The 17,872-nt window shown below is 49.4% G+C and carries 14 protein-coding genes; 12 read left to right on the forward strand and 2 right to left on the reverse strand.

The window, feature by feature from the left end; all coding sequences use genetic code 11:
* The 6 genes from atpG to DW835_RS02415 all read left to right on the forward strand — a co-directional run bounded on the left by atpG (window position 1) and on the right by DW835_RS02415 (window position 7,099).
* Entirely contained in the window at window positions 1-861 is an 861-nt protein-coding gene (atpG, locus tag DW835_RS02390) for an ATP synthase F1 subunit gamma (protein ID WP_022312605.1), read from the forward strand.
* 227 nt (window positions 862-1,088) lie between these two features.
* A complete protein-coding gene (gene atpD / locus DW835_RS02395) occupies window positions 1,089-2,483 on the forward strand; it encodes a F0F1 ATP synthase subunit beta (protein WP_022312604.1) in 1,395 nt (464 codons plus the stop codon).
* Window positions 2,484-2,503: 20 nt separating this feature from the next.
* Entirely contained in the window at window positions 2,504-2,905 is a 402-nt protein-coding gene (gene atpC / locus DW835_RS02400; RefSeq protein ID WP_118669392.1) for an ATP synthase F1 subunit epsilon, read from the forward strand.
* 73 nt (window positions 2,906-2,978) lie between these two features.
* Window positions 2,979-3,323, forward strand: coding sequence for a hypothetical protein (locus DW835_RS02405; protein WP_118730617.1), 345 nt, complete (start codon window positions 2,979-2,981; stop codon window positions 3,321-3,323).
* Window positions 3,324-3,371: 48 nt separating this feature from the next.
* Entirely contained in the window at window positions 3,372-4,553 is a 1,182-nt protein-coding gene (locus tag DW835_RS02410; RefSeq protein WP_118730618.1) for an SAM-dependent methyltransferase, read from the forward strand.
* Window positions 4,550-7,099 carry a hypothetical protein gene (locus DW835_RS02415; RefSeq protein ID WP_243037006.1) on the forward strand — a complete coding sequence of 850 codons (2,550 nt, stop codon included), beginning with the start codon at window positions 4,550-4,552 and terminating at the stop codon, window positions 7,097-7,099. The genes DW835_RS02410 and DW835_RS02415 overlap by 4 nt, the downstream gene beginning before the upstream one ends.
* A 71-nt stretch (window positions 7,100-7,170) precedes the next feature.
* Here the strand turns inward: DW835_RS02415 and DW835_RS02420 are convergent, their stop codons facing one another.
* Both DW835_RS02420 and DW835_RS18600 read right to left on the reverse strand, forming a co-directional pair.
* Complete coding sequence (locus DW835_RS02420) at window positions 7,171-7,665, reverse strand: QueT transporter family protein (RefSeq protein ID WP_118669391.1); 495 nt, start codon at window positions 7,663-7,665, stop codon at window positions 7,171-7,173.
* A 260-nt stretch (window positions 7,666-7,925) separates the two neighbouring features.
* Window positions 7,926-8,057: a hypothetical protein gene (locus tag DW835_RS18600; protein WP_262593699.1), complete on the reverse strand. Its 132-nt coding sequence runs from the start codon at window positions 8,055-8,057 to the stop codon at window positions 7,926-7,928.
* A 307-nt stretch (window positions 8,058-8,364) separates the two neighbouring features.
* On the opposite strand from DW835_RS18600, the gene pth reads away from it, so the two are divergent.
* The 6 genes from pth (at window position 8,365) to DW835_RS02450 (ending at window position 17,853) form a co-directional block, all read left to right on the forward strand.
* Entirely contained in the window at window positions 8,365-8,937 is a 573-nt protein-coding gene (pth, locus tag DW835_RS02425; protein WP_118669390.1) for an aminoacyl-tRNA hydrolase, read from the forward strand.
* A 26-nt stretch (window positions 8,938-8,963) separates the two neighbouring features.
* On the forward strand, window positions 8,964-12,530 hold the full coding sequence (mfd, locus tag DW835_RS02430; protein ID WP_118730619.1) for a transcription-repair coupling factor: 3,567 nt from the start codon (window positions 8,964-8,966) through the stop codon (window positions 12,528-12,530).
* A 327-nt stretch (window positions 12,531-12,857) separates the two neighbouring features.
* Window positions 12,858-13,907, forward strand: coding sequence for a sugar kinase (locus DW835_RS02435; RefSeq protein WP_243037008.1), 1,050 nt, complete (start codon window positions 12,858-12,860; stop codon window positions 13,905-13,907).
* A 232-nt stretch (window positions 13,908-14,139) separates the two neighbouring features.
* Complete coding sequence (locus DW835_RS02440; RefSeq protein WP_147353696.1) at window positions 14,140-14,808, forward strand: hypothetical protein; 669 nt, start codon at window positions 14,140-14,142, stop codon at window positions 14,806-14,808.
* A 99-nt stretch (window positions 14,809-14,907) separates the two neighbouring features.
* Window positions 14,908-15,546 carry an NUDIX hydrolase gene (locus DW835_RS02445; RefSeq protein WP_022313611.1) on the forward strand — a complete coding sequence of 213 codons (639 nt, stop codon included), beginning with the start codon at window positions 14,908-14,910 and terminating at the stop codon, window positions 15,544-15,546.
* Between the two features lie 99 nt (window positions 15,547-15,645).
* A complete protein-coding gene (locus tag DW835_RS02450; protein ID WP_118730620.1) occupies window positions 15,646-17,853 on the forward strand; it encodes an alpha-galactosidase in 2,208 nt (735 codons plus the stop codon).
* Window positions 17,854-17,872: the final 19 nt, after the last annotated feature.

Genomic DNA, 17,872 nt, shown 5'->3' on the forward strand with positions numbered 1-17,872 from the left:
ATGGCATCAATGCGTGATATCAAGCGCCGTAAGACCAGCATTCAGGGCACACAGCAGATCACCAAGGCCATGAAGCTGGTATCTACGGTAAAGCTTCAAAGAGCCAGAGCAGGTGCAGAACGTTCTCAGACGTATTTTGACTGTATGTATGATACCGTAAATAATATCCTGTCCAGGGTAGGTCATCTGGAACATAAGTATCTCGTTCCGGGGGCTTCCCCCAAAAAGGCGGTCATTGTCATCACCTCCAACCGAGGTCTGGCAGGCGGTTACAACTCCAATGTGGCCAAGCTGATCACTGGACAGGAGGAGTGGAAGGCAGAAGACGTTGTGGTCTATGCCATCGGTAATAAGGGCCGGGAGATTCTGGAGAGAAAGGGATATACCGTGAAGGAATCCTATCCGGAGGTCATCGAAGAGCCCACATATGCCGAAGCAATGCTTCTGTCGGACAAACTGCTGACATCATTTGCAGCCGGAGAGATCGGCGAGATTTATCTGGCATACACACACTTCAAGAACACGGTGAGCCACGAGCCGAAGCTGTTGAAGCTTCTGCCCGTGGAATATGATGCAGAGGCGGGTGCATCCACAGAGGGTGCCGATGCGCTGATGAATTTCGAACCGGAAGATGTGGAAGCACTGGATATGATCATACCGAAATATATATCCAGTCTGATCTATGGTGCACTGATGGAAGCGGCAGCCAGTGAGAACGGTGCCCGTATGCAGGCCATGGATAATGCCACCAGCAATGCGGAGGATATGATCAGTGATCTGTCACTGAAGTACAACCGCGCAAGGCAGGGAAGCATTACCCAGGAGCTTACAGAGATCATTGCAGGCGCAGAGGCGCTTTAATATTTATATTTTGCAGTTATGTCTCTGGCAGGTTTTGTATCATTCCTAAGCAGACCGTAAAGGAACGTCGGCACTTAATGAGCGCTTCAGCGCGAATTTAGTACCGCTACGTTCCGATCCGAGCGTAAGCGTGTCTGCGTGGAAGATACAAAGACTGCCAGAGAAAAACAGTGCAAAATGTGAGTTGATTATGAAATGCCCGCATAGTGGGCAGGAAAGAGGTAGAAATGGCAGGAGAGAATAAAGGAAGGATCACCCAGGTCATCGGTGCCGTACTGGATGTACGCTTCGATGAGGGCAAACTTCCCGAGATCAATGACGCGATCCGCATCCCTACCAGAGATGGAGGAGAACTGGTAGTGGAAGTCTCCCAGCATTTGGGTGATGACACTGTCAGATGTATTGCCATGGGTACTACCGACGGACTTGTGAGAGGAATGGAGGCTATCGCCACCGGATCTCCCATTTCCGTACCGGTAGGAGAGAATACCCTGGGCAGAATATTTAATGTACTGGGTCAGCCGATTGATAACAAGCCGGTACCGGCAGGAGTGTCTTACGAGCCTATCCACCGTGCCGCACCGACCTTCGCAGAGCAGTCTACGGACACAGAACTGCTGGAGACCGGTATTAAGGTCGTTGACCTGCTCTGCCCTTATCAGAAGGGTGGTAAGATCGGTCTGTTCGGTGGTGCCGGTGTAGGTAAGACCGTACTGATCCAGGAGCTGATCCGTAATATCGCAACCGAGCACGGCGGATATTCCGTATTCACCGGTGTAGGTGAGCGTACCCGTGAGGGTAACGACCTGTACCACGAGATGCAGGAGTCCGGCGTATTGGACAAGACCACCATGGTATTCGGACAGATGAACGAGCCCCCCGGAGCAAGAATGAGAGTCGGTCTGACCGGACTGACCATGGCAGAGTACTTCCGTGACAAGGGCGGAAAAGATGTGCTGTTGTTCATCGACAACATCTTCCGATTCACCCAGGCCGGAAGTGAGGTATCCGCACTGTTAGGCCGTATGCCTTCCGCAGTAGGATACCAGCCTACATTACAGACAGAGATGGGTGCGCTCCAGGAGCGTATCACATCCACCAAGAACGGTTCCATTACTTCCGTACAGGCAGTCTATGTGCCTGCGGATGACCTGACAGACCCGGCACCTGCGACCACGTTCGCACATCTGGATGCCACCACGGTTCTGTCCCGTTCTATTGTAGAATTGGGAATTTATCCCGCAGTGGATCCTCTGGAGTCCACATCCCGCATTCTGGATCCCAGAATCGTAGGTAAGGAGCATTATGAGACCGCCCGCGGTGTACAGGAGATCCTGCAGAGATATAAGGAATTACAGGATATTATTGCTATCCTCGGTATGGATGAGCTGTCCGAGGAAGACAAGCTGGTCGTATCCCGCGCCCGTAAGATCCAGAGATTCCTGTCCCAGCCCTTCTTCGTGGCAGGACAGTTCACCGGTCTGGAAGGAAAATATGTACCTATCAGCGAGACCATCCGTGGATTCCGTGAGATCCTGGACGGTAAGCATGATGATATTCCGGAGAGCTACTTCCTGAATGCCGGAAGCATTGATGATGTACTGGCAAAGGTTCATGCATAGCATGAGAGGGGAGTACAGATATGGCAGATAAAGAATTCACACTTCGTATCATAACCCCGGAAAGAGTATTCTATGAGGGAATTGTGGATATGGTAGAATTCAATACCACGGAAGGACAGATTGGTGTCCTTCCGGGCCACATTCCCCTGACGGTGATCGTGAAGCCGGGTATCCTGCATATTACGGAGAAGGACGGAGAGAAGGAAGCAGCATTGCATTCCGGATTCGCCGAGATCCTTCCCGAAGGAGTTATCATTCTGGCAGAGATTATCGAATGGCCGAATGAGATCGATGAAAACCGTGCGGAGGCAGCATTGCACCGTGCGGAAGAGAGACTGCGCAGCAAGACGCCGGAGACGGATATTGCCAGGGCAGAGACGGCATTGCAGAGAGCAATGGCGAGAATTCAGGTGCTGCGATAAGCTTCGCAGCACCTGTTTTTCACTTTATAGAGAGAAAATGCATATGTTATAAAAAAGCATGAGGCATTTTAAAATGGTAGCAAGACCGTTTTTTATGACATTGCCCGGATATCCGGGGAGAATGGATGAAAACGAGATCTTAAATGATCTGGAATATCTGCAGCAGACCTATCCCGGAGAGGTCAGATGCTGTCAGCGCAGAATTGCGGAAATATTGGACAAATACGACTATGAAGGAAGCATGATCTATGATGAATATCCGGACCGCCTGAGTCTGTTCCGGATAGCGGATACGATCAGCACGATCCTGGAACAGGAAGCGGAAAAAGTATCAAAGGATCTGATCCATGTGTTGGTGTGCAATGAGATCTACAAAAGGAGACACGGTGGACGACGGGGAATGATTGCGTTCTTATAGGAAAGCGTGCTATAATATGCGCAAAACATTTGAAAAACAGGATAAACCATGGAAGAACTGAAAATACTTTTACAGAAAATTTTGAATAAAGATCTGCAGCAGATCATCCTGAGCAACAGCCGTCATCCGGAACAGACCCAGAAGGTAAAGATCCGCCCGGTGCTGATCCGGGAGGAACTGTTGTTCCAGGAGACTGCTTACAGAGGAACTCAGGTGTTTCACGAGAATTTTACAGCAGAACAGCTGACGGACCGGATCTGCACCGCCTTACAGGAGCAGTTCCGGCAGGGAGAATTCTCAGCGAAGACCCTGCAGGCCACCGCTCTGGTCAGCAAAAAGGGCAAGCTGACACTGAAGGTGAAAAACAGTGGCAAGGCACTACGGACGGAGGGGGCGGCTGCTTCTGAAGAGGAGGAACTGCAGGCACTGGCTCACAACCGTACCAAGCATTATATTTTAGAGGAAGGAAAACCGGTGGATTTCCTGGTAGGACTGGGCGTGCAGACCCCGGACGGCCGGGTGACCAGGGCGAGATTTGATAAATTCCGTCAGATCAACCGGTATCTGGAATTTATCGAGGATGTGATCGATGAACTGCCGAAAGACCGTACCATCCGCATTATTGATTTTGGCTGCGGCAAATCCTATCTTACCTTTGCAATGTACTATTATCTGCATGAATTACAGCATAGAGATATCCAGGTGACCGGACTGGATCTGAAGACCGATGTGATAAAACACTGCAATGAACTGGCGGAAAAGCTGGGGTATGACAGATTAAAGTTCGAGAGGGGAGACATCAGTACCTACGAGGGCACAGATGTGGCGGACATGGTGGTGACCCTGCATGCCTGTGACCTTGCCACAGATTATGCGTTAGACAAGGCGGTAAAATGGGGGGCCAGAGTCATTCTGGCGGTTCCCTGTTGTCAGCATGAACTGAACCGGCAGATAAAATGTGATCCTTTAAAACCAGTGTTAAAATACGGCATCATCAAGGAGCGCGTGGCAGCACTGCTCACCGATGCTCTGAGAGCAAATCTGCTGGAACAACAGGGCTATGAGACCCAGATCCTGGAATTCATCGATATGGAACATACCCCGAAGAATCTGTTGATCCGGGCAGTGAAAAAGAATGGTATGCGCCCGAAGAAAAGCGCAGATATCGGTACTGTGGAGGAACTGCTCCATGTGGCACCGACACTGGAAAAATTGCTGAATAATGAATGAGTGAAGAATCAAGAATGAAGAAAACGATCATTAGAATTGCCGTGTGTGTTGTAGTATTTCTGGCATCAGCACTGATCATCGGCAACATTATGAATCAGGGACATAACAATATGACCATGGAGATGGCTCCGGCCACTCTGCCTATGATCACCATGGAAAGCGGCGGTGTGGCATGCAATGAACTGCACGGAAATACCGTGGAGATGGATGTGGCTTACCAGAAGGACTGCATTACTCTGCTGGGGGAGGGCAGACAGGCGAATTTCACCGTGGATACGTTCGGAAGAGAAATTACGGGGATCTCGACAGAGGTTCGCAGCATCGACGGCAGCCGGCTGATCGAGAACAGTGAAGTCACCGGATGGAAGGCAAATGGGAAAAGCTTTTCCGTTTCCCTTACGTTAAAAGACCTGATCGACACGAATACACAATACAGTCTGACCCTGATCCTGGAACTGGAAGGGGAACAGAAGGTATATTATTATACGACTATTTTATGGAATGATGATGTGCATATTTCGGAAATTCTGGAATTTGCGACAGATTTCCACGGAAAATTATACGACAAGGAAGTGGCCAAGGAACTGACGAAATATCTGGAACCGAATTCCAAGCTGACAGATAACGGCACTTTTCATAAAGTGAATATTCACAGCAGCTTTCAGCAGATCACCTGGGGCAGTCTGGAACCGGTCCAGGAGGACGCGGCTTCCATCCGGCTGACACAGATCAGTGGGAATGTGGCCTCTCTGCTGATGGATTTTGTGGTATCCACCGGAGAGGGCAAAAATAAGATCTACTACAATGTCGAAGAGTATTACAGAGTCAGATATACTTCGGAGAGAATGTATCTGCTGGATTATGAGCGTACCATGACACAGATCCCGGATACTACCCGGATGTATGCCAATGACAAGATCCTTCTGGGAATCACGGATGAAAATGTGGATATGATGGAGAGCGCGGATGGCAATACCGTGGTGTTCTCCGATATGGGGCAGTTACTCAGCTATAATGCGGCTACCAACGGACTGACAGTGATCTTCTCCTTCTATGATAAAGATAATGCCGACCGGCGGACTCTGTATGACAATCATGGCATCAAGATTCTGGATGTAGACGAGGGCGGTAATGTGAAATTTGCCGTGTATGGTTACATGAATCGCGGAAGACATGAGGGAGAGACCGGCATTCAGATCATCAGCTATGACAATTCGCTGAATACGATCGAGGAAGAAGTCTATATCCCATATTCCAAGAGCTATGCGGTGCTGAAGGATGAGATGGAACAGCTGCTGTACCGGAACAGACAGCAACATGTATATTTTTTCCTGGAAAACGGTGTCTATGATGTGGATCTGGAGAATCGCAGCGCTGAACAGCTGGTAAGTATAAGACAGGATGACAGCCTTCAGGTATCGGAGAACCATGAGATCATCGTATGGCAGGAAGGGGATGACATCAACCACAGCAACCAGCTGAATGTCCGGAATCTGAATACCGGAGAACAGACAGTGATCCGGGCGGAGGACGGTGAGGCTATCCGGCCGCTTGGCTTCATGGGAGAAGATATTATCTACGGCGTGGCCAGGGAGAGCGACATCCGGACAGAGAATTCCGGACAGATCTTTTACCCCATGTATAAGGTCTGCATCAGCAATTCTTCCGGAGATAATCTGAAGGAATACGGACAGGATGGCATCTACATCGTGGATTGCGCCATCGAGGGCAATCAGATCACCCTGTCGAGAATACAGCGTTCTGAGAACGGCAGCTATCAGGAGATCCTGGATGACCAGATCATGAACAATGTGGAAGAAGAGCCGGGACAGAATAAAGTAGTCACGGCGGATATTGATATTTATGAGAGATATGTGCAGATACAGACCAAGACAACCATTGATACCAAGACTATCAAGGTGCTGAATCCGAAGGAGGTCGTATTTGAGGGCGGAAGAGAACTGACACTGGATGCGGTCAGCGAAGTTTCCAGATATTATGTATACAATGCTTATGGGGTACAGGGCATTTACAGTGCTCCCGGGAAAGCGGTGAAGGAAGCCTACGATTCCGCCGGGGTTGTTGCGAACGACCGAGGCATTACGGTATGGCTGAAGGGCAATCGTGTCAGCAGAAACCAGATCATGGCAATCAAGGAAGAAAGTGTCACGGACCAGAAGAACAGCCTGACGGTATGTCTGGACAATATCCTGCGGCATGCCGGAATCACCCGCAACACCGAATATGACCTGGCGCAGGGCAAGACGGCAATACAGATTCTGGAAGAAAATATGACAGGCGTACAGGTACTGGATCTGAGCGGCTGTAGTCTGGATGCGGTACTGTATTATGTGAATCAGGATATTCCGGTACTGGCGATCCTGGAGGATGGCGAGGCGGTGCTGGTGACCGGATTTAATGAATTCAACGTTGTCATCATGGAGCCGTCCACCGGAAAGTTGTACAAAAAGGGAATGAACGATGCTACAACATGGTTCGCGGAGAACGGCAATCATTTTATTTCCTATATGAAAATAGATAATTAAATACAAGTGGACAGCAAAAGGCGCCCGGAACCTGTGAAAGGATCCGGACGCCTTTTTGGCGGGATGACCGCTTATTTCTGTACGTCAAAAATGTATTTGCGGTATTTCTGTAACACGGTGCGTAACAGCATGCCGAGCACTCCGCAGGAAATGATCTCACCGATACCCACAGTCAGCATGAAATAAGGAATGCCACCCTCTAAATGATACACATAAGCCAGCACGAAAGGAACGATGATGGTGTTGGCGATGATGGGAGGCAGGGGAGCCAGCCATTTGTTCTTATCACGCAGCAGATATGTGCCGAAGGCACCGATCAGGGTTGCGAGACTGCCGAAGATAATGTCGAGCAGCATACAGCCGGTCATGGTATTGCTGATGATACATCCCAGGAAAAGTCCCGGTATGGCAGCAGGGGTAAATACGGGAAGAATGGTCAGGGCTTCCGAGAAGCGGACCTGAATGGCATAATTTGCCAGTCCCAGAGCGTTGGCTAACATGGTCAGCACAACATAGAGAGCAGCAATCACCGCTCCGTGTACGAGGTACAGTACTTTCTTGTTCATTTGTTTTCTCCTTTAGTTTTTATTTACGTGTGGAAGGTCCCGAACACACGAATGGATTTCCGAAAAGCCTTGATTTCAGGGCGTTTCAGCCTTATCAGTATATCAGTATTCCGGAAAAAGTCAAGCCCGGGTACAAGGATTTTTGTAAATGGTGAATTTTATTGACGAAATCAAAAGAGAGTGTTAGGATAATAAAAGAAAAGAGTGTTACCGTACAGCAACGGTTCACCTGGTTTTTAGTTACAGATCAAGAAAGCAACCTATTCCTGGCGAGGGCGGTTGCTTTTTTGATGTTTATGTTTCCGTGCAGTCTGTACGATACTGATAAGCGTTACGATGATACTGATGATCGTAACAACAATACCGACAATGCCTACCACTGTTTCCAGCATCTTATGTACCTTTCAATAGATTTCCCATCTGTATCACCTCCAATAATACTGGAAGCTCTCAAAATGTCATCATTTTGGCGAAAGGTGAACCGCTTACCGTTTTGGTAACACTCCATTTTTATTATAAAATACAATGCCGGGAATAGATACTTTAGATTCGGAAAATAAGTAACGAAATATGCCATGCGGAAATTGGCTGTTTTCCCGAAAATAAAATTTGTGCAAAATAACCAATAGTTGCATTTTCTGCGTAAAAATGCGAAAATATAAGTTAACGCATTGATTGCAAGAAAGTAAGGAGAAAGCTATGTATATTATCGCAGGGCTGGGAAATCCAGGCAAAGAATATGAAAATACCAGACATAATATCGGGTTTGATGTCATAGACAGATTAGCAGAGGAAGAAAATATCGCCGTCATGGAGAGCAAGCATAAGGCACTGATCGGCAAGGGCTACGTGGCAGGGCAGAAGGTGATCCTGGCGAAGCCCCAGACTTTCATGAATCTGAGCGGTGAGAGCATCCGGGAGATCGTGGATTATTACAAGGTGGATGACACCGCGGAACTGATCGTGATCTCCGACGATATTAGTCTGGATGTGGGACAGATCCGTATCCGCAAAAAAGGCAGCGCCGGTGGCCATAACGGCCTCAAGAATATCATCAAAATGTTAGGGCATGATACTTTTATCCGCGTGCGTATGGGCGTGGGAGAGAAGCCGAAGAACTTCGATCTGGCAGACTACGTGCTGGGACATTTTCCGGCGGAGGAACGAAGCATCATGGACGAAGCGGCGAAGACGGCAGCAGAAGCTATCCGTATGATCATCACTGAGAATGCGGATGCAGCCATGAACCATTTTAACAGTAAGAAAGCGTAACGGTTGTATAGTAAGAGGAAAAAGCGATGCAGGCACTGATTGCGCCACTGAAAGAACTGGCGGAATATGATGAGATCCGGAAAGTGACCAGACAGGGAAAAGGAACCGTAGCTCTGTCAGGCTGTGTGGACTCCCAGAAACTTCATATGATCTACGGACTCAGCGATGGCCTGAAATACAAGGTCATCGTTACTTATAGTGACTTAAAGGCCAAAGAGATCTACGAGGAATACCGCTTTTATGACAGAAATGTCATGCTGTATCCGGCGAAGGACCTGATCTTTTTCCAGGCGGATATCCACGGCAATCAGCTGGTGCAGGAGCGGATCAAGACCCTGCGCAGAGTCGTGGAGGGTAAGCCGGTCACCATTGTTACCACCTATGCGGCACTGATGACACCGCAGGTATTGTGGGAGGAGAAAGACATCATCCGCACCGAGCGGGGCGGCAGTCTGGACGAGAGCAAACTGGCATCCAGACTGGTGGCTATGGGATATGAGAAAGCCTATCAGGTGGAAAGCCCGGGGCAGTTCTCCATCCGTGGCGGCATTGTGGATATCTTTGATCTGACGGAGGAAAACCCCTATCGTATCGAACTGTGGGGAGATGAGGTTGAGTCCATCCGCAGCTTCGACATCCTGAGCCAGCGTTCCATTGAGAAGCTGGAAAGCATCACAGTCTACCCGGCCACAGAATTCGTACTGTCGGAAGAACAGATCCGCAAGGGCATCACAAAGCTTGAGAAGGAAGCTGCAAAGCAGGAAAAGATATTCCGAGATGCCCACCAGCCGGAGGAGGCCCACAGGATCGCCACACAGGTCAGTGAACTGAAAGAACAGCTGTTGGAATTCCAGAGTAAGATCAATCTGGAAGGATATATCCGCTATTTTTATGAAAATACCGTAACGATGCCGGAACTGCTGGCAGATATGGCGGGGCGTTCTCTGGTCTTCTATATTGACGAACCGGCGAGAGTGAAAGAGCAGGCGGATGCCATTGAGCTGGAATTTCGGGAGAGCATGGAACAACGTGCCAGAAAAGGTTATGTGCTGCCGGGACAGATGAACATTCTCTACAGTGGCGAACAGGTAGCGGCTACTTTAGAGAAAAATGCCGTGGTGACCCTGGCTACCATGGAGACCAAGTACGGATATTTCGAGAAAGAAATGCATGTGGATATTGCTGCCCGCAACATCGCCCCTTATAACAACAGCTTTGAAGCCCTGGTCAAGGATCTGAAAAAATATAAAAAGAACGGCTACCGGGTGCTGCTGTTGTCCGGTTCCCGTACCAGAGCCAGACGTCTGGCGGAGGATCTGCGGAACACCGAGGATGCCGGACTGACAGCAGTATACACAGAAGACCCCATGAGGGAAGTACAGCCGGGAGAGATCCTGACCTATTACGGGCATGTGAACAAGGGCTTTGAGTATCCCTGGCTGAAATTCGTGGTGCTGTCCGAGAGTGATATTTTCGGAGCGGAGAAGCGTAAGAAAAAGAAGAAAAAGCTCTATCAGGGGCAGAAGATCAATGATTTCAACGACCTGAAGATCGGGGATTATGTGGTACATGAGACCCACGGACTGGGCATCTATAAGGGCATCGAGAAGGTAGAGGTAGACAAGGTCGTCAAGGATTACCTCAAGATCGAATACCGGGACGGCGGCAATCTGTACATTCTGGCCACCGGACTGGATGTGATTCAGAAGTACGCCTCCGCCGATGCAGCGAAGAAGCCGAAGCTGAACAAACTGGGCGGCAAGGAATGGGAACACACCAAGACGAAGGTACGCAGTGCCGTCAGCGCCGTGGCGAAGGATCTGGTGGAATTATACGCTGTCCGACAGCAGAGCGAGGGCTATGCTTTTGGAAAAGATACGGTGTGGCAGCGGGAGTTCGAGGAAATGTTCCCATTTGAAGAGACAGAGGATCAGCTGAATGCCATCGCGGACACCAAGGCGGATATGGAAAGCCATCGGATCATGGACCGCCTGATCTGCGGAGATGTGGGCTACGGCAAGACCGAGATCGCCATCCGGGCCGCTTTCAAGGCTGTGCAGGAGGGAAAACAGGTGGTCTATCTGGTGCCCACCACCATTCTGGCACAGCAGCATTACAACACCTTTGTGCAGAGAATGAAGGATTTTCCCATCAACATCGCATTGATGAGCCGCTTCCGTACGCCATCGGAGATCAAAAAGACGGTGAAGGATCTGGAAAAGGGCATGGTGGATATCGTGATCGGTACCCACAGAGTATTATCTGCGGATGTGAAGTTCAAGGATCTGGGTCTGCTGATCATTGACGAGGAACAGCGTTTCGGTGTGGCCCATAAGGAGAAGATCAAGAAATTAAAAGAAAACGTGGACGTGCTGACCCTGACGGCAACCCCCATTCCCCGGACACTGCATATGAGCCTGATCGGTATCCGGGATATGAGCGTGCTGGAAGAGGCCCCCAATGACCGACTGCCGATCCAGACTTTTGTCTGCGAATACAATGACGAACTGGTGAGAGAGGCCATTGTCCGGGAAATGGCCCGGGGCGGACAGGTCTACTATGTCTACAACCGGGTGAACAATATTGCGGATATCGCGGCACAGATCGCAAAGCTTGTGCCGGAAGCCAACGTTGCATACGCCCATGGACAGATGAAGGAACACGAACTGGAGCGGATCATGTTTGATTTCATTAACGGAGAGATCGATGTGCTGGTGTCCACCACCATCATAGAGACCGGACTGGATATTTCCAATGTCAACACGATGATCATCCACGATTCGGACAATCTGGGATTGTCCCAGTTGTATCAGCTCAGAGGCCGTGTGGGTCGTTCCAACCGGAATGCCTATGCTTTTCTGATGTACAAGCGGGATAAGATGTTAAAAGAAGTGGCGGAAAAGCGGCTGGCGGCCATCAAGGAATTTACGGATCTGGGCAGCGGCTTCAAGATCGCCATGCGTGATCTGGAGATCCGCGGCGCCGGTAATCTGCTGGGATTAAGTCAGCACGGACATATGGAGGCCGTGGGATATGACCTGTACTGCAAGATGCTGAACGAAGCGGTGCAGAACCTGAAGGGCATTCATACGGCAGTGGATTTCGCTACGGTGATCGATCTGGATGTGGATGCTTACATTCCGGCGGAATACATTGTCAACGAGACACAGAAGCTGGATATTTACAAACGGATCGCCGGCATCGAGACGATAAAAGAGCGGGATGAAATGAAGGATGAACTGTTAGACCGCTTCGGCAACATCCCCAAGGCAGTGGACAATCTGCTGCGGATCGCCCTTATCCGTATGGCGGCCCACGGTCTGGACATGACGGAGATCAAGGGCAAGAACGAACGCATTACCTTCAACTTCCGGCCGGATGCGAAGATCGATCCCCGCAAGATTCCGGATTTCCTGAAAAAGCATAAGGATGAATTAAGCTTTACTGCTTACGGCAATCCGTTTTTTACCTATAAGTATAAAAAGACGGGACTGGTGGAGACCGATGCGGAGCTTTTGATGGGCAGAACCGAGGAATTATTGGAAGAAATGAAAGAATTGGTGCTGGAAACAGAGCCGGTTCAGAATAATTAAGAGAGTTTTATAGGACTTTAAAAATGATACCTTTTTATCAGAACAGGGAACGAAAGGATTCTGATAAGGAGGTATTTTTTATGAAAGGATATGTGACTGCCAGCGGATATATGGGATATGTGGAGAATGAATATATCTTATTTGCCAGCGAGGATGATTATTTTGAATATGTGGATTCGTTAAATTTTTAATTAATGTCCAGTGTCTTTACCGGGGCTGTGTATATGTGATATAGTACAAATGTAAAGAAAAAATGTAAGGGGTTTCAACGCTGCACTGTAAGGAGTAACGGTGAAATTCTGATAAAGCATTTGGCAAAATATGCAGATGGGAGTTTATATTATGGAACTGACTGAGAAGAAGGAATTTGACCTGCTCTCCCTGGGAGAGATCATGCTGAGATTATCACCGCCCGACAATGAGCGTATTACCAGAGGCGACAGCTTCAGCAAGCAGGCAGGAGGCGCAGAACTGAATGCCATTACCGGTGCGGCAATGCTGGGATTGCGCTGCGGTATCATTTCCAAGCTTCCGGCCAATGACCTGGGTGTATATATCAAGAACCGTGTACGTCTCTGCGGTGTCAGCGATGACTATCTGGTATACGATGATGACAAGGATGCCAGATTGGGCGTGTACTACTATGAGAATGGTGCTTACCCCAGAAAGCCCCGTATTGTATATGACCGTAAGAATACCTCCATCAACAAGCTGACCGTTGATGACTATGATGACAAGATCTACAGCGATACCCGCTGCTTCCATACCAGCGGCATTACACTGGCGCTGAGCCCCGAGCTGAGAGCAACTGCCATTGAGATGATCAAGCGTTTCAAGGCGCAGGGAGCCATCATCTCCTTTGATGTGAACTTCCGTGGGAACTTGTGGACCGGTGCTGAGGCGAAGGAATGCATCGAATCCATTCTACCTTATGTGGACATCTTCTTCTGCTCCGAGGACACGGCGCGTCTGACCTTCCTGAAGGAAGGCGATGCCAAGAGCATTATGAAGAGCTTCACGGAGGAGTATCCGATCTCCATCGTGGCATCCACACAGCGTATTGTACATAGTCCGAAGCGTCATACCTTCGGTTCCATCATCTACAGTGCCAAGGATGATACCTATTATGAGGAAGCACCTTACACCGATATCGAAGTCGTAGACCGCATCGGAAGCGGTGACGCTTATATCTCCGGTGTCCTGTACGGATTGTTGGCACATCCCGGTGAGTATCAGAGAGCACTGGAATATGGCAATGCCATCAGCGCACTTAAGAACACCATCCCCGGTGACCTGCTGTGCACCGACTTAAAGGAGATCCAGGGGATCATCAAGGAGCACAAGTCCACCGGACGTATTGCGGAGATGGACCGCTAAAGCATTTACACTTCTTATCTGATCGAACAAATAGAAAACACAAAGCTCTGCCATGTTAATTTAAGTGCATGGCAGGGCTTTTTCTGTTTATTTTTAACAAAATTGAACCTAAAATATATTAAAAAGTCTGCTGTACAAGATTAAATTAGTTTGATATACTAAAGACTGATATATTACTAAAAGCAGGATGTTATCAGACGGAAGATTCGAGAAACGGAAGGGAGACAGCAATTTGGAAAAGGAAGACCATATCCGGCAGAAAGAACAATGGAAACAACTGTCTCCTTCTGAAAAATGGCAGTATTTTATGGACTATTATCTGTGGGTTACCATAGGTGTGGCAGCGGGGATCGCTATTGTTATTTTCCTGATCGTACATTTTGCCACCAAGACCAGCTTCGCCATGGGAGTCATGGCAGTGAATACGGACGGAGAGCACATCGAAGCCACCGGTCCGGATTATTTTACGGATTTCCTGCGCGAACACGGTGTGATATCCAAACGGGATGTGGTGAACCTGAATTATACGATCTGGATCGATCCGAACTCGGATTCCGATGTGGATTCCACGAATCTCAGCACGATCCAGGTATTGTTCATGACCCGGTCGGTGGATGTGTTTTTTTCTGACGAAGAGTTTTTGAAGCTCATGGGCGGCACGGATTATCTGGCGGATTTAAGGGATTATCTGCCTAAGGAACTATTGGACAGATATGAAGATCAGCAGATCATGGTGTTAAATACCATGACGGGAGAAACGATTGTGGCGGGGATCCGGCTTGAGAACAACGAATGGGTAAGGAAGACCGGATGGTATCAGGAGACCGCAGCCGTGGGGCTGGCGGATGGCATGAAGAATCCGGAGCTGGCAGTGGCACTGTTGGAGGAGATCCTACAGTAGTTCCGTCACGGCTGCCTGCGCCTGCGGCAGATGATGCGCTGTGGGAACGTGGATGACAGAGCACGATGGGAACAGAAAGACATGGAGTATAAATAGGGCATGGAAAACATGGACGCAAAAGGAAATGACAGAAAACACTATCGGGGAATCGAGAAACAGACGGATAATCCGTTTTTGAACCTGTATCACATTGATGCCCTGGGACGGGACGGAACGCCGTTTCATTATTATTTTGCGTCCCGAAATGATGAAAACAATATCAAACACAAGACCCATAGTATGCGCCCCGAGGGCATGGCGGTCTACGCAGTGACAGAGGACGGAGAGAAACTGGTGCTGGTGCGTCAGTACCGGTATCCCGTGAATGATTATCTGTATGAATTGCCGGCGGGACTGATCGAGCCGGAGGAGACCGCTTCGGAGGCCGCCTGTCGGGAAATGATCGAGGAGACTGGCTGGAAACTGGAAGTCTACGAAGGCGGAGAACCGGCTTTCCGAAGAGGATTTTTCCTGGCACAGGGGCTGACAGACGAGAGCGGCAGCATGATCTTCGGAACCGTGACAGAGAATGTGGGACAGCAGATGGAAAATACCGAGGATATACAGGTGATCCTGGCAGACAGACAGGAAGTACTTCGTATCCTGCGGGAAGAACGGGTGTCCATGCGCTGTGGACTGATGCTGATGCAGTTTTTGAAGACAGAACCGGAAGCACCATTTGCTTTTTTATATTTGTGACAGAACCCTTGGGCGATTTATTATTCGGAAATGCCCGGAAGAACCGATATTGTGAAAACGGCTATTGGTTATTAATTTTTATAAAGGAAGAGGTAAATTATGGCAATCAGATACATCGAACAGGACAGAACCTTCTGGTTGGACACGGAACACACCAGCTATCTTCTGGCAATTGTAGATCAGGAGAATTTTGTGGGACACGTATATTACGGTCAGAAATTGCAGTATACCGAGAATACACCTGCACCGGTATATTTGCTGCGTACGGGAGAAGCACCCTTCGTTCCGTCACAGAATAACAGAGAGCGTGTGTCATTTCTGGATTCCTTCCCCATGGAATATCCGGGAAACGGACTGGGAGATTACAGAGAAAGCGCTATTTCCGTACGCACGGCACAGGGACATGTGGGAGTGCAGCTACAGTATGTCTCCCACGAGATCGTAAAAAAGAAGCCCACGCTGCCCGGACTGCCCTCCACCTTCCCGGGGGATGAGGACTGCGACACCCTGATCCTACATCTGGCGGATCCGGCCATCGGTCTGGCTGCAGACCTGATCTATACTACATTTGAAGAGGAAGATGTGATCACCCGCAGTGTGATCCTGAAAAATATGGCAGGGCAGCCTATTTATGTGACAAAAGTTATGTCTGCCTGCCTGGATCTGGACTGCACGGATGAAAAGTATGACATTCTTACGCTGCACGGATCCTGGGCGAGAGAGCGTCAGATGGAGAGAAGAAGTCTGATGCACGGCAAACAGAGTGTTGGCTCCGTGCGGGGAGAATCTTCCCATCAGGAGCATCCCTTTATAGCACTGCTTTCTGCGGATGCTACGCAGGATGCCGGTGAAGTCTACGGTATGCACTTTGTATACTCCGGCAATTTCCTGGCGCAGGCGGAGCTTTCCCAGTTCGATTCCATCCGTATGACTATGGGCATTCATCCGGAGAACTTTGTCTGGAAACTGGAGCAAGGCGAGAGCTTTGCGGCTCCGGAAGTCGTTATGACCTATTCTGCGGAAGGTCTGGGAGGCATGACCCGCCATTACCACGATATGTACCGCAATCATCTGATCCGCGGAGAATACCGGGATAAAAAGCGTCCGATTCTGATCAATAACTGGGAAGCTACGTACTTTGATTTTAACACCGATAAATTATTAAAGATTGCAAAGCAGGCATCAAAGCTTGGGATCGAAATGTTGGTCATGGACGATGGTTGGTTCGGACACCGTAATGATGACAGCACGAGCCTGGGTGACTGGAAGGTCAATGAGCAGAAGCTGCCGGGAGGTCTGAAACTTTTGGTGGATCAGGTAAATGCCATGGGACTTAAGTTCGGTATCTGGTTCGAACCGGAGATGATCTCGCCGGATTCGGATCTGTACAGAGAGCATCCCGACTGGGCAATCTCCATTCCGGGTCGTGTAGGAAACCTGTGCCGGAATCAGTATGTACTGGATCTGTCCCGGAAGGAAGTCAGAGATCATGCTTTTGAAAGTGTGGCGGCAGTGCTGCACAGCGCCAATATCGAATATGTGAAATGGGACATGAACCGTCAGCTGTCGGATCTCGGAAGCATGGATCTCCCTGCAGACCGTCAGGGAGAACTGTATCACAGATATGTGCTGGGTGTGTATGAATTACAGGAGAGACTGCTGCAGGAATTCCCACATCTGCTTCTAGAGAACTGCTCCGGCGGCGGAGCGAGATTTGATCCGGGTATGTTATATTACAGCCCGCAGATCTGGTGCTCCGATGATACGGATGCCATTGAGCGGTTGAAAATTCAGGAGGGCACGATGTTATTGTATCCGCTGTCCACCATGGGTGCCCATGTATCGGACTGCCCCAACCACACGGTGGGAAGAGTCACACCCTTCGAGACCAGAGGGCATGTGGCGCTGGCAGGCACCTTTGGCTACGAACTGGATATCACGAAGATCCCGGAGGAAGACCGACAGCAGATTCCCGCTCAGACCGCCATGTATCACAAATACAACGATCTGATCCGCAGAGGGGATTATTCCCGGATTGCATCATTTTTGGAAAACGGTAATTATGACTGCTATCAGGTGACATCCAAGGATCAGAAAGAAGCGTTGGTAACCTATGTACAGGTACTTTCCCGACCGAACTTCCACAGTAGGAGAGTACGTCTGAAAGGCCTGGCACCGGAGAAACAGTATCGCATCGAGGAGACCGGGGAAATCTTTGGCGGCGACGTGCTGATGCAGGCAGGACTGCTGGTGACACCTCTGTGGGGAGACTACCGCAGCAGGCTGATCCACCTGACCGAGGTGTAAAATTAAGGCAGTGACATGC

The organism is Clostridium sp. AM34-9AC, from assembly GCF_003480225.1.
In the GTDB taxonomy this organism is placed as follows: domain Bacteria; phylum Bacillota; class Clostridia; order Lachnospirales; family Lachnospiraceae; genus Acetatifactor; species Acetatifactor acetigignens.

Coding starts and splice junctions, on each gene's coding strand:
- DW835_RS02415 (WP_243037006.1), top strand. CDS start 4,550: ATGAGTGAAGAATCAAGAATGAAGAAAACGATCATTAGAATTGCCGTG.
- DW835_RS02410 (WP_118730618.1), top strand. CDS start 3,372: ATGGAAGAACTGAAAATACTTTTACAGAAAATTTTGAATAAAGATCTG.
- atpD (WP_022312604.1), top strand. CDS start 1,089: ATGGCAGGAGAGAATAAAGGAAGGATCACCCAGGTCATCGGTGCCGTA.
- DW835_RS02420 (WP_118669391.1), bottom strand. CDS start 7,665: ATGAACAAGAAAGTACTGTACCTCGTACACGGAGCGGTGATTGCTGCT.
- DW835_RS02435 (WP_243037008.1), top strand. CDS start 12,858: ATGGGAGTTTATATTATGGAACTGACTGAGAAGAAGGAATTTGACCTG.
- DW835_RS18600 (WP_262593699.1), bottom strand. CDS start 8,057: ATGCTGGAAACAGTGGTAGGCATTGTCGGTATTGTTGTTACGATCATC.
- mfd (WP_118730619.1), top strand. CDS start 8,964: ATGCAGGCACTGATTGCGCCACTGAAAGAACTGGCGGAATATGATGAG.
- DW835_RS02445 (WP_022313611.1), top strand. CDS start 14,908: ATGGAAAACATGGACGCAAAAGGAAATGACAGAAAACACTATCGGGGA.
- atpG (WP_022312605.1), top strand. CDS start 1: ATGGCATCAATGCGTGATATCAAGCGCCGTAAGACCAGCATTCAGGGC.
- atpC (WP_118669392.1), top strand. CDS start 2,504: ATGGCAGATAAAGAATTCACACTTCGTATCATAACCCCGGAAAGAGTA.
- pth (WP_118669390.1), top strand. CDS start 8,365: ATGTATATTATCGCAGGGCTGGGAAATCCAGGCAAAGAATATGAAAAT.
- DW835_RS02405 (WP_118730617.1), top strand. CDS start 2,979: ATGGTAGCAAGACCGTTTTTTATGACATTGCCCGGATATCCGGGGAGA.
- DW835_RS02450 (WP_118730620.1), top strand. CDS start 15,646: ATGGCAATCAGATACATCGAACAGGACAGAACCTTCTGGTTGGACACG.